Origin of the sequence: Flammeovirga sp. OC4 (assembly GCF_000812565.1) — a bacterium.
In the GTDB taxonomy this organism is placed as follows: domain Bacteria; phylum Bacteroidota; class Bacteroidia; order Cytophagales; family Flammeovirgaceae; genus Flammeovirga.
Genome location: NZ_JTAM01000005.1, coordinates 88,662 through 111,557, shown reverse-complemented (window position 1 = coordinate 111,557; position 22,896 = coordinate 88,662). Strand labels below are relative to the sequence as shown.

The window sequence follows — 22,896 nt, the reverse complement described above, 5'->3', positions numbered from 1 at the left end:
ACAAATTATCTGATTTTAAGCGTAAGGATTGTAGTGATTGCAAAAAGGATACTGATAATCCAGAAACGTGTAACAATTTTCGGTTCAGGAATATCTTTCTTTTGATAATGATGGTGTAACGGTGCCATTAAAAAGACCCTTCGACCTTCTCCATATTTCTTTTTGGTGTATTTGAAATAGAAAACTTGAATAATTACAGACAGGTTTTCGATTAAGAAAACACCACATAATAATGGAATCATCAACTCTTTTCTCAATACAATCGCTAAAGAGGCAATGACACCACCTAAGGCCAAACTACCTGTGTCACCCATAAAAACTTGAGCAGGGAAGGTATTGTACCATAAGAAACCAACACACGCACCCACTAATGCAGTGGCGAAAATGGAAATTTCACCAGAGTTAGGAATGTACATGATGTTCAAGTAGTTCGAGAAAATAATGTTACCAGAAAGGTAGGCAAATATGGCGAGGGCCGTAGCAATAATCGCTGAGGTTCCTGCCGCTAAACCATCTAAACCATCAGTGATATTGGCACCATTTGAAACGGCTGTAATGATAAAAATGACCAACAAAACATAAGCGATGTGTGAAATGGATTCGCTATGTAATAGTTGGGAATAATTTAATGTATTGTGTTTTAAGAAAGGAACTGTAGTTTCAAGCGACTGCACATCTTGGTAATCAACTCCTTCTTGTAATTTCACGATAGGTTTAGATTTATCAAGGTTTTCAGAGAATTGACGCACTTTTACATCAGAATTACTCACTAATGTAATGCCGACAATCAAGCCTAATCCTACTTGACCAATAATCTTGAACTTACCACTTAAACCGTCTTTGTTTTTCTTTACTCTTTTTAAATAATCATCTAAAAAGCCAATAGCTCCTGTCCATAAAATAGTGGTTAAAAGCAACTGAATATAGACGTTGGTTAAATCTGCAACTAATAAAACAGGGAATACTACAGCGCCAATAATAATGATACCACCCATTGTAGGTGTTCCTTGCTTTTCCATTTGTCCCGCTAATCCAAGATTACGGACAATCTCTCCCATCTGTAATTTTTGTAATTTTTGGATGATCGGTTTACCAAAAATACCAATATATGCCATCGATAAGATTGTCGCTATCATTGCTCTGAAAGTAATGTACCTAAAGAGACCGGCGCCCATCATATCGTATTTATCATGTAGAAATTCGAATAAGTGATATAACATGTTCTATTTTTTTTACCGCACTAATTATTTTTTTAAAGCGAGGAACAATTCCTCTTTGTCGTCAAAGTGATGTCTCACACCATTGACTTCCTGATAAGTTTCATGCCCTTTTCCAGCCACCAAAATAATGTCTCTTGGTTCGGCCATCTCAACGGCTTTTGCAATAGCTTCTTTTCTATCGACAACAACAGATGTTCTTTTGGCTTGAGTAGGAGAGATACCTTCTTCCATCTGTTCTAGTATTTCTTCAGGATCTTCCGTTCTTGGATTATCAGACGTAAGAAACACTAGGTCGCTTAACATTGCTGCAGTTTTTGCCATAACAGGACGCTTTGCCGCATCACGGTCACCACCACAACCTACAACGGTAATGATTCTTTCTCCTTCTTCTCTGATATCGCGAATGGTTTCCAATACATTTTCTAAAGCATCGGGTGTATGAGCGTAATCAATGATACCTCTGATATTATTTTTAGAAACAATTTGCTCAAAACGACCTCTGGCTGGGCGTAACTCAGACAGTGCTTGTAAGGTTGTCATTTCATCTTCACCCAAACATGAAGCTGTAGCAAATGCCGAAAGTACATTGTAAGCATTAAAAGAACCAATTAACTGGAACCACGCTTCTTGACCATTAACTTCCATCTGAATTCCTTCAAATGTGTTATCAATCAGTTTGCCTTTATAATTGGCCATAGTGTGCAAAGCGTAAGTGTAATGTTTTCCTTTGCAGTTCTGCAACATTACATTACCTCTTTTGTCATCGATATTCACTAATGCAAAAGCACTTTTAGGAAGTGTATCAAACAGCCTTTTCTTGGCATTGATATACTCTTTCATAGTGCCATGATAGTCAAGGTGATCATGACTGATATTACTGAAAATGGCACCAGTAAGGTCTATACCATTCAATCTGCCCTGCACAATAGCATGTGAACTTGCCTCCATAAAGCAGTAAGAACAGTTTTTCTTTACCATTTCATGCAGTAAGTACTGTAAAGTGACGGGATCAGGCGTGGTCAGCTTTGTGGGAATAATTTCCTCATTAATTTTATTTTCAATAGTAGTCAAAGCCCCCGTATTGTAGCCTAGCTTCATAAATAAGTTTTGAAGCAAAGTCACAACCGTGGTCTTGCCATTAGTACCAGTAATGGCCACTACTTTAATTTTCTCTGATGGGTTATCATAGTAATTGGAGGCCAATAAGCCTACACTCTGCGCAGTACTATTTACTTTGATATAGTTGATTCCTTCATGTAATTCCTCCGGAATGTCTTCGATTAATACAGTTTTGGCTCCAAGGTCAATTGCTTTGGGGATAAATTGATGTGCATCCATAACGTTACCTTTAATGGCTACGAAAAGATTTCCATCTTGCAATTTTCTTGAATCCAGTTCAATACCTGTTACCTCTTGGTTTAAATCGCCTTGTACAAGGTCATATTCTATCCCTTTTAGTAATTCCGATATTTTTTTAATTCTCTTCAATTTAAGTTTGATTTATTGTAGTTTGAGATAGACGTTCGTTCTACTATTTATTCTTCCGCCCGGTGTGATGGACTGCTGTACCACACGGCCATTTCCAGAAGAGTGTACTGTAGCACCTTCCGTTTCTATAAGATACATGGCATCTCTCAATGTCATACCTCTTACATCAGGCATTCTTCCTTTCCTGACCGTAGCATTGACCCAGGCAATAGTATCACCCTGGACTTTTGTTTTTACCCACTGCGATGTATTTTCTGATACTTGTTGAATATCAAAAGCATCTGACAGTAGTAATAAATCGTTATAATTTCCTGCTTTTATATATGGAAAAGCCTTTGCGTTTTCGTTGTCTACAAAATGAATATCTCTTTCTGTTGTTCTTGCATAAACCACTTCAGCAATGTCTAAGAAAACTGGGGCACAAACATCACCACCATATCTTTTGGCACCCTTCGGTTCATCAATGGCTACAATCATAGAATATCTTGGAGCATCGGCAGGGAAGTAACCTACAAATGAAGTGAAGTAGTTTTTGGTGTAAGCACCTTGTTTTACTTTTTGAGTAGTACCTGTTTTACCAGCAATTTCAAATTCTGTTGTATTGATTTTTCTTGCTGTACCACTTTCAACAACCTTTTTCAGCATCCCTTGCATTGCTTTTAGAGATCTATCAGAACTGATTTTTTTATTAAGTGTTCTAACACCATATTCAGCAACTACATCATTTCCTCTCAATACTCTTTTTACAATTCTTGGTGCTACCATTTTTCCATCATTGGCAATGGCATTATAGAAAGTAAGCATTTGAAGTGGTGAAGTTTCTACTTCGTATCCAATCGAAATCCAAGGAAGAGAACAGCCTGACCAATTAGGGTCGCCAGGACGGTTGATATTTGGTTTTCCTTCACCTTCCATTTGGAAACCAATGGTAGAGGTTAAGTTAAAGCGGTCCAAGTAATGCATAAAGCGGTCTGGATCTTCTCTGAAATACTTGAAAACCAATTTAGAAATACCAATGTTGGATGACTTTTCAATCACCTCTTCCACTGAAAGCATACCGAAACCATTATAGTGAGCATCGGTCATGATACATTCATCATAGAACATATATTTACCATCCCCGGTATTGACAGAATCATCTAAATTAAGATCAAATTCCTCTAGTAATGCTAACATGGAAGCACTCTTGAAAGTAGAACCGGGTTCCATTACACCTTGAATAGCATAGTTGAAATCTTCTACGTATTCACCTTTAGAGTTTTTACCAAGGTTGACGATGGCTTTGATTTCTCCCGTTTTAACCTCCATCAACAATACCGTACCGAAGTTCGCTTCATTATCGATCAATGCCTTTTCAAGTACTTTATGAGCGTGTTCCTCAATATCCATGTTGATGGTGGTTTGAATATCCAAACCATTTTCAGCTCTGACTTGTGCACCATCATCAAGCGGTTTCCATTGGTTGCCAGACACTCTTTGGAACAAAGCTTCACCATCAGTACCAGCTAAATCCTTATTGAAACTAAATTCAAGGCCTCTACCTGTAAATTGTGCTTTTTCATCTTTACTGATAAATCCGATAGTTCTTCGGCCTAACTCTTCAAAAGGTCTGAATCGTTTTTCGTATTTCGTGAAAATTAAACCACCCGTATGTCTTCCCTGACGGAAAATAGGCCAGTTATCAATATGTTTTTTATCCTGATGCTTCACCAGTTTATGGCTAAGGATCAAGTATCTTCTTTTCTTCCTTCTTGCTTTTCTTAATAAGCTATCATACTCAGCAGCACTTTTTTCTTTGAAATACCTTGATAGCAAATAGCTCAAAGAATCAATGCCATTATTGAAAATGCTATCGTTGGAGACACAAGGGTCAAAAGCAAGTTTGTAGAAAGGAATAGAAGTAGCCATTAAGCTACCATCATCAGCAAGGATATTACCCCTTGTGGCATCCACTCGTCTTACTTTTACTCTGTTCGCTTTGCCAGCTTTTTCCCATTTGTCTTTTTCAACAAACTGTAAATCTGAAATACGCACAAGAATTGCAGCGGCCATGACCACAATCAATAAAAATGCAAACCTTACACGTAGTAATATGGAATTTCTAATTCCCATCTATATAAAAAATTAATGATCTTCTAAATCAGATACTGAAATTACAATCGGAGCCTTTTCCATAGGCACCAACCCCAAAGGAGCTACTCTTTCTTCAATTTTGGAACGCTTACTTTCATTGATAAAATCATATTTAAGCGTACTGTATTCTACTCTTAGTTTTTCAACAGACTTCTCCAGTTTGTTGATTCTTAAATGTGACTTTTCAGCTTGAAATCCATTAGCGATATAAAGAATTCCCAAGAACGTTACGAAAAGAATTTTCTGAATATATCTGCTATTCTCATCATCATTTGTACTGGAAATAAATTTTAATTTAGACAGCTTTTTTACCCATTTTGAATTGGAAACTTTAGGAGCATGCTGGGGCTTATTTTCAGGAATTTCTTTATAAGTATTTGCTCTCATGGAATAATAAAAAATGTATGTAGTATCTAAAGTTTCAAATTTGCTAAAAATCTATTGCTTTCTATAACCTAAGTGAGAAAAATAGGGAAAAAGTACCAAAAAAAAGGCTTTGTTTTAAAAATAAACCAGAAATGTGTTCTCAACCTTAAAAAGGCTATAGGATAGAGAAAGAAGATTCTCCTAAAAGCTCACCATCACAGTATAAATTCACACTGTAATCTCCCCTATTGAGTAGGTTTTCAGACTCATAAATCAGTTCCACATTTTGCAAGTCATTTTGATAAGAAAGCGTTTTTTTACAAGTGTAAAAACGGTTTTCATCAGATCCTTTTAATCTAAAGAACTTGATTTGATTATCGGGGTTGTAAATAGTAGCACCCTCTTCATCAATTAAGCAGAGGAATATATCTTTATTTTCTTCTTGGATTAAATTATTAGGTGAAAGTTTAAAACGGATAGCGACTTGTGAAGTGCTTTTTCTCTTAAATGATATACCTTCTTTTAATCGGTGCTTCTTACTACCTCCCCAAATTGTGATATTGTATGCTCTTAATGCTTTTGCATCATCAATGATTTTTTCAAGTTCACCTTGGTGTTCTTGTAACGAATCAATTTGTGTTGTTAAAGTATTTTTTTGTTGAACGAGGTATTGATTTTCTGAAGTCAAAGAGTCATTAACATCTTTGAGAGAAGTAATTTGTAAATCCCTTCTTTTCAAAATACCTTCATAAACACTGACCTTACTTTTAATTTGGTTATAGCGGTTCTCTTCGATTAGCTGTATGGATCTAAGCTCTTTTTTCTCCATTTCAAGAGAATTTTTTATACGAGTAAGAGAGTCAATATCCTCGTTCATAAGATCAAGAATTTGAATCTGTTTATTCAACTCTGTTGAAATAGAATCCAATTTTGTATAGGTCAAAACGAGCTCCACATTTTTACTTTGGACTCGATCTTGAAGATGTGAAGTATTATCAGACCTTAAGTACAGTTGCAAAAGATTCAGTAGTAAAAGTGTAATAACTAACCCTACAAGTATTTTCCTTCGTTTGCTAACTTTATTTAAAAAAATCTTTTCAGTCATTCTGCTTTTGTAAGTTGTCCCACAAAATAATACATCTCAAGCTTTTTTTAAAAACGAAAAAGGATACTTTTCTGTAAAATCTTACAATTCCCACCCAAAACCAAAAGAATATTGGTAATCGACTTCTTTACCTGCTTCTGCTGGCTGACTATCGTAGTTCATATTGTAACCTGCTTTAACATAAAAATCATAAGGAAGGTCATATTTTACATTTGCTCCAACATCAGCACGCCAACGATCTCCACCACTTAATGTTCTTGAACCTCTGGCGTTGGTATTAAAGGATAGGTCACCCGTGTCAAATAAGTTGATTTCTGTACCAATGTACCATTCAGCACTATTGTTGGAAGGTTTGGTGAAGGGATCTCCGTTTTCATCTGTTGTCTGACTAAATGTTTCATTCAAGAACGATGCTCCGGTAGAGAAACCCCAATACGCTGCATTGGTATGGATAATGTATTTACCAATACCCAATGAAGTAGTGGTACGTAGTTGTATGGATTGTTCAGTATTGGTAAGGTATCTGAAGTCGGCCGTTCCATAAAAACCATAAGGCAGGAAATAATTTCCCGTAAGCGTACCGTCATTTCTTTCGATAGCGTCCACATTGTCTTGTGTTGACCGTAGGCTATTTAAACTAAGCGAGAGTGCCCACCTTTTGGTATTGTAACCTATAAAAGCAGAACCGTTAAGTTGTGAGAGGTTATTCGCTTTTGCATAACTATAACCGAGGTCTATACTGGCCGAAAGTTTACTTAAGAATGTTTTTTCTACTGACTTTAGATAAACAATATCATTCGGATCGACATCAAGAGTGCCTTCTTCATCGGAAACAATCTGGAAAGATTCGGGGTCATTCGATACTATCTTACCGCTGACCCTTTTTCCATTCGAAAGGGTGACCATAAAGTCTGTATTACAAACCATGCTTTGTATACCTTCCCATTCTATTTTAAAGTTAGAATCTGAATAATCGGTTTCAATTTCAATGACACCTCTATCCATGCTTTTTATTTCACCAACAATAATGTCTCCATTGATCATGACTAATGAGTCCATTTGTGCAAATGAAAACAGAGGGACAAAGCAGAATAATAATAGTATGAATTTTCTCATTTTTAGTATTGAGTAGTTAAATTATAGGGTTGTAAGTGTTAATGTCAATGGGTTGATCAAACTGTTTAATAATAATGTTTGATTATTTGATTAAAATTTAAAAACATTTTTTCTGAAATAAAATAGAATTGCAAACTATTTGAAGTGTTGAGAATAAGTAACTTCACTATAAACTCTTACTTTCTTAAATTAAATTCGTTTTCTGTAATACTCTATTTCTACTAACTTCGTGTAAACTTTATCAAAACGATTGTTCAAAAGGTTATGCAGTTAGAGACTTCCGTTATCATATTACTCATTATTGTATTTTTTTTAGGCTTAATGATTGGGGCCTGCTTTGTGTATTTTTATTACCGTCAAAAATACGCAAATGAGGAAGCTAGATTTAGATTAGAGGTAAAGGAACGTCTAAAGCTCAATCAAAATCAAGAACAATTGAAGGCCGAATTGGAGCAATTAAAGACCAAAAATAATCAGCTTTCAGTTGAAATTAATACTTCTAAAGTTAGAGTGGAAGAGAAGTCCACTAAATTAGTGGAAGTTCAAGGCCAATTGAAAGACCTCAGAACGAGTTATGATCTAGTTGTAAGCACAGATGCTAAAAATAAAGGTACACTAGAAGTGGTTCAACAAGGGAAATTAGAGTTGGAAAATTTAAATTTGACCTTGAGTGAAGAGAACTCAACTCTTAAAAATGATGTAGCTGTATTACAAGAGAAGCTTACTTTCTTGGAAGAAAAATTAGGGAAGCAAAATCACGAAGTACAACAACTTAATCAACATTTCAAGAAGGAATTTGAAAACCTTGCCCAACGTATTTTTGAAGAAAACACCCATAAATTCACTCAACAAAATAGAAGTAACCTAGATTTGGTACTGAACCCTTTTAAGGATCAAATTGAAAACTTTAGGAAAAAGATTGAGGACAGTTATGGTAAAGAATCCAATGAACGCTCTTCTTTAAGAACGGAATTGAAGATGTTGAGAGAATTGAATAATCAAATTTCCCAGGATGCTCAAAACTTAACGAAAGCCTTAAAAGGAGATACCAAAACACAAGGGGATTGGGGGGAAATGATCTTGGACTCTGTATTAAGAAAATCAGGACTAAGAGAAGGGCATGAGTACCTCGTTCAGCCAACTTACAGAACAGAAGAGGGAGATTTACAGAAGCCTGATGTTATCATCAATTACCCTGAAGGAAAGCAAATTATAGTCGATTCAAAGGTATCTTTAAATGCTTACGAACGTTTTATAAACGCTGAAGATAAGATAGAGCAACAGCACGAAATACAATTACATATACGTGCTCTGAAAAGCCATATTGATGAGCTGGCAAAGCGTAATTACCAACAATTAGAGGGAATTCAAACATTGGATTATGTCATGATGTTTATCCCAATCGAACCTGCGTTTTTGGTGGCATTACAAGAAGATGACGCACTTTGGGATTATGCTTATCATAAAAAAGTAGTGATCGTTGGTCCAACCACTTTAATGGCGACGCTTAAAGTGATAGAAGAACTTTGGAGAAATGAGCATCAACAAAAAAATATTGAAGATATCATCAAACATGCGACTAGAATTTATGATAAAGCAAGAGGTTTTGTAGAAACGATGTTGGATCTTCAAAAGAAAATTAATGCCACAAAAGGGGATGTAGATAAAGCTGTTGGGCAACTTTCAGAAGGGAAAGGAAACTTTATTTCTTTAGTGAATGATATGAAGAAAAAAGGGAATTTAAATCCTAAGAAGAGTTTGCCGGAAGGGTTGAGTGAGTAATTATTCTTCCTTTTCTAATTTAATTTTCAATCATGGGTGTATTTTCAATTCATTACGATATTGGATATTCTTGAAACAAAAACGACTGAACAATTATCTGTTCAGTCGTTTTTTATTTTTAGAACAACTTCAAAGAATCTCTTCCTTCATCGTTGTTGTCATCTTTCTTTTCAGAAGGCTTACTGTTTTGATCCGAAGTATCAACCGGGTCATCCGCAGAAAGTAATTTGGCATCTGTTACTTTATCGTAAGGGAGTTTATTACCTAGTGCTTTCCAGCCTTTCACTTCTACAAACTCTTTCAAGTTCACTTTTGTTTTCTCTCGTTTTCTACCGTTAGTGTATTTCAATTCTACATCAGGAGAAAGTTGAGTAGTGACTAGAAGTAATCTTGAAGCATTGGCTTCGTTGATAAACTTAAAGCGTTTGTTCATGGTAGACGTTTCGATATGGAAACGCTTGATATAATATTGTCTATTATTAGTATCATAATGAACAGCAGAAATGGCTTTGTATGGAAGGAATTTCTCAATCAATACTACCTTCTTGGCCTCATAACGATTCGTCACTTCAAAGTTGGTTAACTCGTACTCACCGTCTTCATAGAAAACAATGATACGATCTTCATCTTTGAATTTACCTAAGTACTTACCGTTTTCGTCTTTATTTAATACGCCAACAGCATCATCGTACCAAAGGTCAATGGCAGGAAGAGTAGATACACCTTCACGTTTCAATGTGACTCTTCTTACAGGATATTTCGTTAAGATATTACCTTGAGAGCTTCTGCCTTTAATCTCCAAATCAGCAAAATCATATTCAAACGATTTTACTTTTGCAGAACAGTTAGGTGATAATGAAACGCCTACAATTTCTGCCTCACCGTTAGGGTTGGAGGTAAAGTAAGTCACTTTCGACTTAGGTGTACCCTTTGTAACATTGTATTCTTTGTCTCTTGTAAAACTCGGTACTTGGAAACGTTTTACTCTTGTAATGCCTGTCGCACCATCAAGGTAGATGGCATTATATACCTTTCTTTCGTCACCTTTTACATAGACTTCCGCATGAATAATGTTTTTACCCACAAATTTCTTCTCTCCGATTTTTGTGATCACATATTCACCCGTATTTCTAAATACAATAATATTATCAATATCAGAACAGTCCATCACTTCCTCTACACCATCTTGACGTTTGAGGTTGTAACCGATAAATCCTTCTTTCTTATTGACATAAAGTTTGGCATTGTTGGCCGCTACTTTAGAAGCTTGGATCGTATCAAAAGTTGTCAATTCAGTACAACGCTCATGATCCTTTCCGTATTTTTTAAGAAGATTAGTGAAGTATGAAATAGCAAACTCAATGATATGCTCAAGGTTGTATTCTACTTCTTTTAATTCATCTAATAAGTTTTTTAATAGCTCATCCGCCTTGAACGTATCAAACTTAGAGATTCTCTTAATTTTGATTTCAGTCAAACGAATAATATCATCTTGAGTGATTTCTCTATAGAAGCTTGGTTTGTAAGGGTTCAAACCTGTATCAATTGTTTCTAAAACCGCTTCCCAAGTTTCACACTCTTCAATATCTCTGTAGATTCTATTTTCAATAAAGATTTTCTCTAATGAACTGAATAGAATTTTCTCCTGTAATTCCCCTTTCTTGATCTTTAGCTCTGCTTCAAGAAGGTTTACAGTATGATCCGTATCGTTTTTAAGAATTTCTTCCACTCCCATAAATACAGGAGTCTCATCCACAATCACACATGAGTTGGGAGAAATAGAAACTTCACAATCTGTAAAGGCATAAAGTGCGGCAATTGTTACGTCTGGAGACTGGCCATTTGCCAATTGTACCTCGATTTCCACTTCCTGAGCAGTGTTGTCGATTACTTTCTTGATTTTGATTTTTCCTTGATCATTGGCTTTAATGATGGAATCAATCAAACTTGAAGTCGTACAAGTAAACGGAATCTCTTTGATCAATAACGTCTTACTATCCGGTGACTCAATTCTTGCTCTCAAACGAACTTTACCACCTTTCAGACCATTATTATAGTTGGAACAATCTGCCAAACCACCCGTAGGGAAATCAGGAACAAGGTTGACTTTCTTACCTTTCAGGATGTCAATAGAACCTTTAATCAGTTCCTTGACGTTGTGAGGCATAATCTTCGTTGCCAAACCCACCGCAATACCTTCAACACCTTGAGCCAGTAATAATGGGAATTTAACAGGAAGGTTAATTGGTTCTTTCTTTCTACCATCATAAGAAAGTTGCCAATCCGTTGTTTTGGGATTGAAAACTACCTCTAAAGCAAATTTAGAAAGCCTTGCTTCAATATATCTTGGTGCCGCTGCACTGTCACCTGTTCTGATGTCACCCCAGTTACCTTGTGTTTCGATAAGGAGTTCTTTTTGTCCCAAGTGTACAATGGCATCACCAATAGAAGCATCACCGTGAGGGTGATACTGCATGGTAGAACCAATGATATTTGCCACCTTATTGAACCTGCCATCGTCCAATTCTTTCATAGCATGAAGAATTCTTCTCTGTACAGGTTTTAGCCCATCATAAATACTAGGTACCGCTCTCTCTAGGATTACATAAGATGCATAATCCAAGAACCAGTTTTGGTACATACCATCAATGTGAACTACTTTATTGCCATTATTATCTGAACTATTTGTTGATTGCTCGTTTTCCACGTTCCTTCTTAAAGTAAATTGCCGTCAAAAAAATTGCGAATGTCACAAAAATATAGAAATGTCAGAATCATACAAATGAATTTTATCGAAAGGTGTGAAAATGACGACTATATTTTCTTGATGCGTAAAAAAATAACATTAATTATAAAATAAGCACCATTGTTCAATATAGTAGAATATTTTGTTTATTAATGATACATTTTAAAGCGGGATGTGTTTTTTCTTTGATCAATTCCCCTTTTTAAAGTGTTGTACCTATGCTAAAACTTTCTACTTCCCCTTTAAAAGGTTATAAGTATTCACAAAAAAATCCTTTTTAATTTAGATTTAATCTAATTAATCATTTATATTGCAGCTGTTAAGTAGAATTAATCTAAATAAATTAAACTATGATTCAACAAGATCCTATTTTTTTATCTACAACAAGTAAGCAGTTACTTGATATGCTTTCAGTAGAAGGAGACGAATTGAGTTCAGAGGTTACTTGTAAGAAAAAGAACTGCTGTAAGAAATATAAACGAAAAGGGAAGCATTGTAAGAAATGTCCAAAAATTTAGTTCCTTAGTTTAATTTTTACACAATTAAAATCTCTCTATTCCCAAAGTTTCATTAACTTTACGCCGTTAAAAATACCGTAGATTTAATGAAAATGCTTACACAAGAGCTTAAAGATAGAGCAGATCAGTTGGGTTTTATCGATGTGATGGACAATAACCCCACCGATCTTAAGGCTGAAATTACACGTTTGAAAGAAGAAAAAAACGCTGTTTTTTTGGCACATTATTATCAAGATGCTGAGATTCAAGATTTGGCAGATTTTGTTGGGGACAGTTTAGCACTAGCACAAAAAGCAGCGGATACAGACGCTGATATTATTTTATTTGCAGGCGTGCACTTTATGGCTGAAACAGCAAAAATCATCAATCCAAATAAGAAGGTGATTTTACCTGACTTTAAAGCAGGTTGTTCATTAGCGGAAGCTGCACCAGCAGAAGAATTTGGTGATTTTGTAAAGAAACACCCTGATCATACCGTTGTTACTTATATCAACTCCTCAGCAGAAGTAAAAGCTTACACTGACATTACAGTTACTTCTACAAATGCACTAAAAATCATCAATAGTCTTCCAGAAGACGAAAAAATTATCTTCGCACCAGACCGTAACCTTGGTAAATATATCATGAAAGAAACTGGTCGTGATATGTTATTATGGGACGGAGCATGTGTGGTACACGAGGCATTTGCATTAGAGAAAATACTTGATTTACATAAGGAATATCCTCATGCAAAAATCATTGCTCACCCAGAATCAGAAATGCCTTTATTAAAAGTAGCTTCCTTCGTTGGTTCAACAGCTGCGTTGTTGAAGTATGTGCAAAATGATGAAGCAGATGCTTATATTGTAGCTACTGAAGCAGGAATTTTACATAAAATGAGAGAAGCTGTTCCTCATAAAAACTTAATTCCAGCCCCTTCAAAAGAAGATAATACTTGTGCTTGTTCTGAGTGCCATTTCATGAAAATGAATACTTTAGAAAAAGTATACAATTGTTTACAATATGAATATCCAGAAGTTGATGTTCCAGAAGACATCCGACTTAAAGCAATAGGCTCAATCGAGAGAATGTTTGAGTTATCATAAACCTTGATTAAAGCTGTTTGTTATAAGTAGTGAAGTATATTTTTACTTCTACTTTAATAAACAGCTTTAATTTTTTTAATACAGTCCATGAAGAAAGTTGATTTTCTAATCGTGGGTTCTGGTATTGCAGGTCTCAGCTACGCTTTGAAACTGTGCGAACACTTTCAAAGTAAAAATCATCACCCAAAGATTTGCTTGATCACAAAAGATGATCCTTTTGAAAGTAATACCAGATATGCACAAGGAGGAATCGCTGCTGTAATTGATGCAGACGATTCTTACGAGAAACACATCAAAGATACATTAGTAGCCGGTTCACATATCAATAATGAAGAGGTAGTGAAGTTGGTCGTTGAAAATGGTCCTGACAGAATCAGAGAACTTATTAATTGGGGGACTCAATTTGATAAGTCTGAAGATGGTGAATACAATCTAGCCAAAGAAGGAGGTCATTCAGATCACCGTATTCTACATTTCAAAGATGTAACAGGGCAAGAGATTCAAAGAGCATTGTTGAACGCAATTAAGAGCTACGATAATGTAGAGATTTTGCAGGAATATTATGCAGTGGACCTGATTACTCAACATCATCTCGGTGAAGATGTAACAAGGTATAGAAAGGATACACAATGCTATGGGATTTATGCTCTCAATAAAACATCTGGTGAAGTTGAAACAATTCTTTCTAAAGTAACTCTTTTAGCGACCGGTGGTATTGGACAAGTATATAATACAACGACCAATCCAAGTGTTGCGACAGGTGATGGTATTGCAATGACCTACAGAGCAAAAGGGGAAGTAAATCATATGGAGTTTGTACAATTCCATCCTACAGCTTTGTATCAAAGAGGCCATGAAGGAAATGCTTTCTTAATTACGGAAGCAATGAGGGGAGCAGGTGCAATACTCAGAAATAGTAAAGGGAAAGACTTTGTCAAAAAATATGATGAGCGTGGTTCTCTAGCCCCAAGGGATGTGGTGGCAAGAGCGATTGACTCGGAAATGAAGAAGGAAGGGAAAGATCATGTGTGGTTGGACGCTACCTTAATTGATGAAGAAGAACTCAAAGGGCATTTTCCTTCTATTTATAAGACTTGCTTGGATATGGGGATTGATATCACAAAAGATTTTATCCCTGTTGCACCCGCATCACATTATTTATGTGGTGGAATTGTAGTCAATACTAAAGCAGAAACAAGCATCAATAACTTATTAGCTTGTGGCGAATGTACTTGTACAGGTTTACATGGTGCAAATCGTCTAGCTTCAAATTCTTTATTGGAAGCAGCTGTTTATGCCCATGAAGCTTTTGAAACTGCAATTCAGCTGATCGATAAGACAGATTGGAAAAAAGGTATCCCCGAATGGAACAAAGATGGTACTACAGTACCAGAGGAAATGGTTTTGATTTCTCAATCCAGAAGTGATTTACAAAGAGTAATGTCCAATTATGTTGGAATTGTTAGATCTGACGAACGTCTCAAAAGGGCATTTACAAGAACTGGACTTATTTATGAGGAGACTGAAGCACTTTATAAAAAGACAGTCATTTCTCAACCTTTATGTGAGTTGAGGAATATGATTACCATTACTTACCTCATTATAACAGGAGCAAAAGGAAGGCATGAGAATATTGGTCTTCATTATTCTATAGATTATGAATAAAATGAAAAATCCACTCGCAATTATGTTGAGTGGATTTTTTGTTTTTAAGCTAAAAAATTAACAAATCAAGGAACTTTGTTTAACTAAACTTTGTTTTAACATTTCGTGTTGTTCTATTTTTTGAAATTTTTTTCAAGGGAGTAAATGTCTTATTTACCCTTATTTTGATATCAAAAACCCCGAAATTGAGGGTGTTGGATTCACGTTTGAGGTTATTTTGTTTAATAATTTTTGAATTTGTTTAAACAAAAAATAGTTACACAAAATTTATAAGTCTGAATTTTCAACCATAAAATCTTAAATGAGATGAAAACTTTAGATTTAGCAAAACTTTTATTCGTCCTCTCAATTCTATTTTCAATCACGTCATGTAACGAAGATGATGACACTCCGCCAATCACAAACCTTCCAACAAACACTATTGCCGATGTAGCGTCTTCTGCAAGTGATTACTCTACACTTGTAACCGCATTAGGTTCAGCAAACTTAGTAGGTACATTTGCAGATGCAACGAAAGAATACACAGTATTTGCACCAACAAACGCGGCCTTTACACAACTTTTAGCAGCTAACAACGGAATTTCTTCTTTCGATGATTTATCAGCAGAAGCACTTGATATTTTACTGAAGCATCACGTTGTCGAAGGAAAATTAATGTCTACAGACTTAAATAATGGAGACATGTTAACAACATTAGCAGGAACAAAACTTGAAGTTGAAATTTCAGGTGGTAACGTAATGGTTGGTGGTGCCAAAGTAGGATCACCAAATATTGAAGCCGATAATGGTGTAATTCATGGTATTGAGAGTGTAATCGTACCTTCTCAAGCATTGACTATTGCACAAGTCGCAATCAGCAATAACTTCACATCTTTAGTGGCGGCATTAGACAAAGCTAAACTAGTGGCTCCTTTTGCTACAGCTACAAATTCTCTTACAGTATTTGCACCAACAGATGCTGCTTTTACAGAAGCAGGTATCAATCTTGATGATTTTACAGAAGAAGAATTACAAAGAATCCTACAGCATCACGTAGTATCATCAAAAGTACTTTCTAGTGCCTTAGAAAACGGCAAAGTTGAAACATCAATCAACACAAGTCTTGAAGTAATGCTAGATGGTGAAATGGTGAAAATTGGTGATGCAATGGTAGAAATTGCTAATATTGAAGCAATCAATGGTGTTGTACATGTAATCGATAAAGTATTGACACCGTCTACAATCGTGGATGTGGCAATTACAGCGGGTGATTTTACTGAATTAATTGGAGCGTTAACTACTACTGAGTTATTATCTGACTTTAATGTAGATTTTGTTGATGGTGAGTTAGCAGAATATACGGTATTAGCACCAACTGATGCTGCTTTCGCAAAATTAGGTGACATTTCATTGACAAAAGAACAATTGGCAGCTATTCTAGCAAATCATGTGGTGCCAAATAAGGTATTATCAACAGACTTAAATGATGGTGATATGGTAGAAACACTTGGTGGTGCAATGTTGACGGTAAGCGTTGTAGATGGCGTAATCACTATTGGAGGTGCTACAGTCGCACAACCTAATGTTGGAGCTTCAAACGGTATCATTCACATTATTAATGAAGTAATTACAGATTAGGTAAATTTAAATTGAATAGAGTATTAGTTATTTTTTATGGACCACATCAATTCTGATGTGGTTCATTTTTTTATGAAAAAGTGTATATTGAAAATATTCATTCAATTCTAAATGCTATACAATGTACAAGAAACTAGTCTTACTCTCTTTTGTTTATCTATTATGTGCCTTTGATCGTGGCTCGGACGCTATTTTCACTTATACCAAAACTGGAGATCATGAGGCAATAGCCATTTTACCTGATGGTAAACACTTTATAGCTGGTAGTACTGGTTTTTTGGATCTTTGGAATGTAGAGACGGGTGAAAAAGTAAAAACGTTTACGAATTGGGGTAGTCATAAAGCGATAGCCGTTCTTCCAGATGGTAAACGTTTCATTGCTGGTAGTACTGGCTATTTAGATTTATGGGATATTGAGACGGGAGAGAAGTTGATGACTTACACAAAATCCGGTAGTCATGAAGCAATTGCTATTTTACCTGATGGTAAACGTTTTATTGCCGGTAGTACTGGCTATTTAGATTTATGGGATATTGAAACGGGAGAAAAGTTGTTGACCTATACAAAATCGGGAAGTCACAAAGCAATAGCCGTTTTACCTGATGGTAAACGTTTTGTAGCAGGCAGTACAGGTTATCTGGATTTATGGGACGTAGAGACAGGCGAGAAGTTGAAGACCTATACAAAGTCTGGCAATCATGAAGCTATTGTAGTTTTGCCTGATGGTGAACGTTTTATTGCCGGAAGTACCGGTTACTTGGATTTGTGGGATGTTGAAACGGGACAAAAGTTACTTTCATATACGGAAAGAGGAAGTCATAAAGCAATATCATTATTGCCCGATGGTGAGCGTTTTATTGCAAGTAGTACGGGTTATTTAGATTTATGGGATATTGAATCTGGGAAAAAAATACAATCTTATACACATTTTGGAAGTCATGAAGTGATAGCTGTTTTACCTGATGGAAAACAGTTTATTGCATCAAGCAATAGAAGGCTTGAGAAGTGGAATGTAGAATAAAAAGGACCTCATTAAAAAATAATCCACTCTTTATCATAATGTAAAGAGTGGATTATTCATTTATAATAAACAAGATGAGCCTAGCAAGTACTGTTCGGATTTTCAAAGTTGTTGCTTTCGTCTTCATCACGATCAGTCAGACACTTGAAGTCTTTTTCAATCAATAATTTCAATGAAGAACCATCTTCGTTATTCTGAACAGAAGAATAACCTACTTTACTTGTAGAATGCCACTCGTTGATTTGCTCAACATTAAGGTGGAACTGTAAGCGGTTATTTTCCATGTCAACACTCATCTCTCCTTGCTCTACAGATTTGACGCCATAAGCAAAAGAGGTTTTTCCTAATTGTGAAACAGTCCAAACTTCACCTTCATTATAAAGAGTATCAAGATCGACTTTATTCAATCTTAATCGGATGCTGTTGTCTAATAATCTTAATTTCATAATCTATTTTTTATAGAACCAAATTGGTAATTTTTCATCTTTAGAGAAATCACTTTTTTCTCCTGGTAATTCAAGGAAAGCATTGGCTTGTAATAGGCTCGTCATATCGCCTGATCCTCCACCTTTAATAGGTTGTGCCCAAAGTTTGCCGTCTTCATCATAATGGGCTTTAACTTGTAAGAAGAAGGAAAGTGGCTTCTTAAAAGTAAACTCATCCGCCAATGTAGCGTATTGTTGCACTAGAGGCGCACTAATACATTCTTGTTTGTATAACCAAGGCATCAAATACCTATTTGTACATAAATAAGTTGAGACAGGATTGCCCGGTAATGCAAAAATAGGTTGGTTTTTAGCTGTTACCCCAAACCAAAAAGGTTTTCCTGGTCTTTGTTTAACACCGTGAAACTTCTTGGAAACACCCAATTCCTCAAATACTTTTGGAAGATAATCAAACTTTCCTTTTGAAACGCCACCACTGAATACAAAAATATCATATTCTTCAAAAAGTGACTGTATCGCTTGTTTTAAACGCTCATAATCATCTTTAAGATGAAAGATTTTAGAATCTAATCCTTCTTCTTGTAATCGGCTTTGAATCGTAAAGCAATTTGACATTCTGATCTGATGAGGAGCAGGAGTGTCTTCAATATTTACTAATTCATCACCAGTGGCGATAATGGCCACTTTTGGTTTTGCGTATACCTTTACTTCATATTTACCAACCGTAGCTAATAATCCAATTTCAGCTGATGTAATAGGAGTACCACTTTCAAGTAGTAGATCACCTTCTTTTTGGTCATTTCCTTGTTTATGGATGTTGCCAAAAGACTGAATATTGTTGAAGTCTTCAACGATCATTGCGTCGCCTTCTTTTTGTGTCCACTCATAAGGGATTACTACATCTGCATTTTCAGGTAACATGGCACCTGTCATCACTTCCAAGCAATTTTCAGTGTCCTGAAGTGTCATTTGTGGACTTCCTGCAGCCTGAACACCTTCAATTTTAAACTGATGCTTTCCTTTTTCAATTGCATTATAATTAATGGCTATTCCATCCATAGCCACTCGGTTAAATGGAGGGAAATCACGATCTGCATGAATAGCTTCTGCCAATACTTTACCTATTGCTTCTGAAAGTGAAACCGTTATTACCTCTGTTTTTAAAGCGACCTGACTAATTATTTGGTCAACTTCTAATGGTTCTATCAATTGATTTTGCATAGTAGTTTGTTTCTTTAGAAATTGGACTTCGAAATTACTTATAGAAAGCTTAAGAATGAAAAAAGAAGAAGAAAAAAACAATACCTTGACCCATCTTGATGAGGAAGGAAACCCTTCTATGGTAGATGTGGGAGGTAAAAGTGTAACGAAAAGAATAGCGATTGCTCAAACTGTTATAAGCTTTCCAAAAGAAGTGGCACTTCAGATTCAAGGTCAAGATAATTCGACAAAGAAAGGGTCGATTTTTCAAACAGCGATGATTGCAGGTATCATGGGAACCAAAAAGACATCGGATTTAATTCCTCTTTGTCATCCACTCCCTTTGGATAAGTGTAACATAGAAATTGATTGGTCTTCCGAAACAGAAATTACTATTAAAAGTACAGCGTCTGTTACTTCAAAAACTGGGGTGGAAATGGAAGCCTTAACAGGTGCAAGCGTTGCAGCTTTAACGATTTATGATATGTGTAAGGCACTTTCGCATGATATTGTTATCAAAGAAACAAAGTTAATGCACAAAACAGGCGGTAAATCGGATTTTAATAGATAGATGAAACGTCAGAAAAAAGCCAAAATATCACAGAGAGAAATAGGGAATTATGGTGTCAATGAGATTGCCATAATGGGAGTAGATAGCAATGCTATTCGTGAGTTTGTCGTGCATATTTTCAGAGAGTTACCTTCACTAAAAGTAGGACTCTTAGATCAAAAGGTAGTCAAAGGGCAAGTACCTTTTATTAGTGGAGAAATCTTTGATAATAATGATCATACAGGGTTCAAAAGGTTTGATGTTTCTGTATCAACTCCTGCATTTGAATTGAGAACCTACTTCAGAGATTGTGCAATTACATTCGTCAATGGAAACTATTTTAAAGGTCAGCAGCAATTACTGTTTATTGATAATCGAAGTTCTTTAATCGAACAAGTTGAAGACATAAAAGATCCGATTGGCGTTGTATTTAAAGAAAGTAACCAAACTATTCCCAATGAGCTATTAACTGTTAAACCTGAGTTGGCTGATTTACCTACTTTTTTAGCATCAGATTTGGAAGGTATTACTTCATTTATTTTATCACATATTGAAGTTAAGCCTCAATTAAAAGGTTTGGTATTGGTGGGTGGTAAAAGTACTAGGATGGGTGAAGATAAAGCCATGTTAGATTACCATGGTCTACCTCAGTGGAAGTATTCTTATGATCTACTATCTCAATATTGTGAAGAGGTTTTTGTGTCTGTTGCTGATAAAAAAGACAAATATGCTGAGGTTGAACAGTTGGAGGATAAGTTTTTAGGGTTAGGACCTTTAGGCGGAATCTTATCTGCACTCCAAAGTGATCCTAATTCGGCTTGGTTGGTGGTTGCATGTGATTTACCATTATTGAGTGTCAATTCGATCAATCAATTAGTACAATCGAGGAACTCTCAGAAGTTGGCGACTACTTTTAAGAGTCCCACCATGAAGTTTCCAGAACCATTAATTTGTATTTGGGAACCGAAAGCCTACGGTAAATTATTAGAGTTTTTGAGTTGGGGATATTCCTCTCCATTAAAAACGTTAATGAATAATGATATTGAATTAGTCATTCCCACTTATGAAGAGGAGATGACCAATGCAAATACACCGGAAGAGTATCAACGATTGAAAGGTCTTTTATAAAAAAAATAACCCCATTCACCTTTTTTTGATAGTGAATGGGGTTGTTTTATGATTAGAATAAATCCCAATTTCCTTTCCCATAATACGTAGGAAGAACCGGATTGTGAACCGTATTGACTTCAACCTGACTACTGTCAAATTCAACAAGTCCTTTTCCAAAAGAAGTTATACTATTGAGTGATTCGTTATTTAACCAACGTGTTGGAATTTCTTCAATGTCAAGACCTCTTATTTTTTGTTTCATTTCAGTAGGACTTAATGTTTTTGTGCCCATTACCCATCCCCATTCACCGAGTGTTAATACTTGATTTCTCATAGGAATAGTGTTGAAGCCAGCTTCTTGCATTGTTTTTTCTATACAATAAAAAGCTTTTGTAGCATAATACGGACTTCCTGCTTGTGTTACAATTACGCCATTAGGTCTTAAATGATGCCAACACATTCTAAATGTTTCCATGGATTGCAGTCTGCCTAATTCAATAGATTTAGGATCTGGAAAATCCATTAATATTACATCAAAAAACTCTTCTGTTTTCTCTAGATAAGTAAAAGCGTCACCATTGATGACCTCTACTTTTGAGTTGTTAAGTGCATTTTTGTTGAGTTCAACAAAAATAGGGTGTTCCTGACCTAACCTTGTCATTCCTGGGTCAAGATCCACTAATGTGATTTTTTCTATAGAAGGATACTTGAGTGCTTCTCTAGCTAAACATCCATCTCCACCACCAAGGATTAATACTTTTTGTGGACGCCCATTCAAAGATAAGGCTGGAATAGCCATAGGTTCATGATAAAGCCATTCGTCAAAAGTACTTAACTGTAAATGTCCGTTGATATATAACCAATAGTCATTTTTCCACTTGGTAACGACTAAACGTTGATAAGAAGTTTGTTCTTGAAATACAACCTTGTCTTTATATAAATGCTGTTCTCCAAAATTAATAACTTCTTTAGCACTGAACATTCCTATGCCTATAACAATGAATAATGAAATGCTGCCAATCTTTAATTTTTTGACCCAATTCGGTGCTATAATATCATCTAATCTCCATAATAATAATATGGCTACACTAAGGTTCACAAAGCCAAGGACAAAAGGAGTATACGTTAATCCTAAGAAGGGAAGCCCTACAAAAGCAAAGAATAACCCTCCAAATAAACTACCGAAATAGTCTTTTTCCATTACTGAAGAAATATTAACTTTCAGAGTTTCAAAAGAATCATTAAGGCGTGTTGCCAATGGAATCTCTAAACCAATTAAAAAGCCAATACAAATACTGGTGAAGTAAATTAAAACACCATCAATGGGTAAAGGAAAAACATAGAGTTCTTGATTAAAACTCACGTAGGCCGAAATGCCGTAAGCTATGATGGAACTAAAGGAAACTAAAAAGGAAAGAATAAATTCAACTAAAATGAATTTTTCAATCAAATTCTTGTCTAAATATTTACTGTATCTACTTCCTAATCCCATTGCGAAAAGCATGAAGGATAGGGTTAATGTCCATTGTAAAACAGAGTTCCCTAAAAAGTAAGTGGCTAGCGTAGATAAGACATACTCTGCTACAATTCCTGATAAACCTGTAGCAAATAAAGCTAATTTTAAAGTGTTTGATTTAGATAAAAATGAAGTTTTCATTGTTTGTTTGAAACAAAAACCCTCAGTAGTATGAAATACTGAGGGCATTGAAAAATAGTAATTTAATATTT

The 22,896-nt window shown here is 35.5% G+C and carries 18 protein-coding genes; 8 read left to right on the top strand and 10 right to left on the bottom strand.

Annotation, left to right across the window (positions count from 1 at the left end; genetic code table 11):
* Positions 1-5: 5 nt before the first annotated feature.
* The 6 genes from mraY to PL77_RS05720 all read right to left on the bottom strand — a co-directional run bounded on the left by mraY (position 6) and on the right by PL77_RS05720 (position 7,428).
* Entirely contained in the window at positions 6-1,220 is a 1,215-nt protein-coding gene (gene mraY, locus PL77_RS05745) for a phospho-N-acetylmuramoyl-pentapeptide-transferase (RefSeq protein WP_044202678.1), read from the bottom strand.
* A 24-nt stretch (positions 1,221-1,244) separates the two neighbouring features.
* Complete coding sequence (locus PL77_RS05740) at positions 1,245-2,708, bottom strand: UDP-N-acetylmuramoyl-L-alanyl-D-glutamate--2,6-diaminopimelate ligase (protein ID WP_253273969.1); 1,464 nt, start codon at positions 2,706-2,708, stop codon at positions 1,245-1,247.
* Between the two features lie 12 nt (positions 2,709-2,720).
* Complete coding sequence (locus PL77_RS05735; protein ID WP_044202675.1) at positions 2,721-4,820, bottom strand: penicillin-binding protein; 2,100 nt, start codon at positions 4,818-4,820, stop codon at positions 2,721-2,723.
* Between the two features lie 12 nt (positions 4,821-4,832).
* The gene (locus tag PL77_RS05730) at positions 4,833-5,228 is read right to left on the bottom strand and encodes an FtsL-like putative cell division protein (protein WP_052444202.1); all 396 of its coding nucleotides are present in this window, start codon (positions 5,226-5,228) and stop codon (positions 4,833-4,835) included.
* Positions 5,229-5,382: 154 nt separating this feature from the next.
* Entirely contained in the window at positions 5,383-6,225 is an 843-nt protein-coding gene (locus PL77_RS05725) for a hypothetical protein (RefSeq protein ID WP_156152257.1), read from the bottom strand.
* A 168-nt stretch (positions 6,226-6,393) separates the two neighbouring features.
* Positions 6,394-7,428 carry a DUF481 domain-containing protein gene (locus tag PL77_RS05720; RefSeq protein WP_044202669.1) on the bottom strand — a complete coding sequence of 345 codons (1,035 nt, stop codon included), beginning with the start codon at positions 7,426-7,428 and terminating at the stop codon, positions 6,394-6,396.
* Between the two features lie 264 nt (positions 7,429-7,692).
* On the opposite strand from PL77_RS05720, the gene rmuC reads away from it, so the two are divergent.
* Positions 7,693-9,210, top strand: coding sequence for a DNA recombination protein RmuC (gene rmuC / locus PL77_RS05715; RefSeq protein ID WP_082026413.1), 1,518 nt, complete (start codon positions 7,693-7,695; stop codon positions 9,208-9,210).
* 118 nt (positions 9,211-9,328) lie between these two features.
* On the opposite strand, the gene PL77_RS05710 is transcribed toward rmuC, so the two are convergent.
* The gene (locus PL77_RS05710; protein ID WP_371199170.1) at positions 9,329-11,851 is read right to left on the bottom strand and encodes a DNA gyrase/topoisomerase IV subunit A; all 2,523 of its coding nucleotides are present in this window, start codon (positions 11,849-11,851) and stop codon (positions 9,329-9,331) included.
* Positions 11,852-12,306: 455 nt separating this feature from the next.
* Here PL77_RS05710 and PL77_RS31710 point away from each other — a divergent pair, with 455 nt between their 5' ends.
* From PL77_RS31710 to PL77_RS05690, 5 genes are all read left to right on the top strand, one after another.
* Complete coding sequence (locus PL77_RS31710; protein ID WP_156152256.1) at positions 12,307-12,474, top strand: hypothetical protein; 168 nt, start codon at positions 12,307-12,309, stop codon at positions 12,472-12,474.
* Positions 12,475-12,560: 86 nt separating this feature from the next.
* Entirely contained in the window at positions 12,561-13,559 is a 999-nt protein-coding gene (gene nadA, locus PL77_RS05705; RefSeq protein ID WP_082026412.1) for a quinolinate synthase NadA, read from the top strand.
* A gap of 87 nt (positions 13,560-13,646) precedes the next feature.
* The gene (gene nadB / locus PL77_RS05700) at positions 13,647-15,224 is read left to right on the top strand and encodes an L-aspartate oxidase (RefSeq protein WP_044202665.1); all 1,578 of its coding nucleotides are present in this window, start codon (positions 13,647-13,649) and stop codon (positions 15,222-15,224) included.
* 306 nt (positions 15,225-15,530) lie between these two features.
* Complete coding sequence (locus PL77_RS05695; protein ID WP_044202663.1) at positions 15,531-16,841, top strand: fasciclin domain-containing protein; 1,311 nt, start codon at positions 15,531-15,533, stop codon at positions 16,839-16,841.
* Between the two features lie 121 nt (positions 16,842-16,962).
* Positions 16,963-17,862, top strand: a complete 900-nt coding sequence (locus PL77_RS05690) for a WD40 repeat domain-containing protein (protein WP_052444199.1) — start codon at positions 16,963-16,965, stop codon at positions 17,860-17,862.
* Positions 17,863-17,942: 80 nt separating this feature from the next.
* Here PL77_RS05690 and PL77_RS05685 read toward each other — a convergent pair whose 3' ends face one another.
* Together PL77_RS05685 and PL77_RS05680 are read right to left on the bottom strand one after the other, a co-directional pair.
* On the bottom strand, positions 17,943-18,308 hold the full coding sequence (locus PL77_RS05685; RefSeq protein ID WP_044202661.1) for a hypothetical protein: 366 nt from the start codon (positions 18,306-18,308) through the stop codon (positions 17,943-17,945).
* Between the two features lie 3 nt (positions 18,309-18,311).
* Complete coding sequence (locus tag PL77_RS05680) at positions 18,312-19,529, bottom strand: molybdopterin molybdotransferase MoeA (protein ID WP_063768994.1); 1,218 nt, start codon at positions 19,527-19,529, stop codon at positions 18,312-18,314.
* Between the two features lie 55 nt (positions 19,530-19,584).
* Between PL77_RS05680 and moaC the strand changes: the two genes are divergently transcribed.
* Both moaC and PL77_RS31485 read left to right on the top strand, forming a co-directional pair.
* A complete protein-coding gene (moaC, locus tag PL77_RS05675) occupies positions 19,585-20,079 on the top strand; it encodes a cyclic pyranopterin monophosphate synthase MoaC (protein ID WP_044202659.1) in 495 nt (164 codons plus the stop codon).
* Positions 20,080-21,186, top strand: coding sequence for an NTP transferase domain-containing protein (locus tag PL77_RS31485; RefSeq protein ID WP_082026411.1), 1,107 nt, complete (start codon positions 20,080-20,082; stop codon positions 21,184-21,186).
* Between the two features lie 52 nt (positions 21,187-21,238).
* Here PL77_RS31485 and PL77_RS05665 read toward each other — a convergent pair whose 3' ends face one another.
* The gene (locus PL77_RS05665; protein ID WP_044202957.1) at positions 21,239-22,825 is read right to left on the bottom strand and encodes a polyamine aminopropyltransferase; all 1,587 of its coding nucleotides are present in this window, start codon (positions 22,823-22,825) and stop codon (positions 21,239-21,241) included.
* Positions 22,826-22,896: the final 71 nt, after the last annotated feature.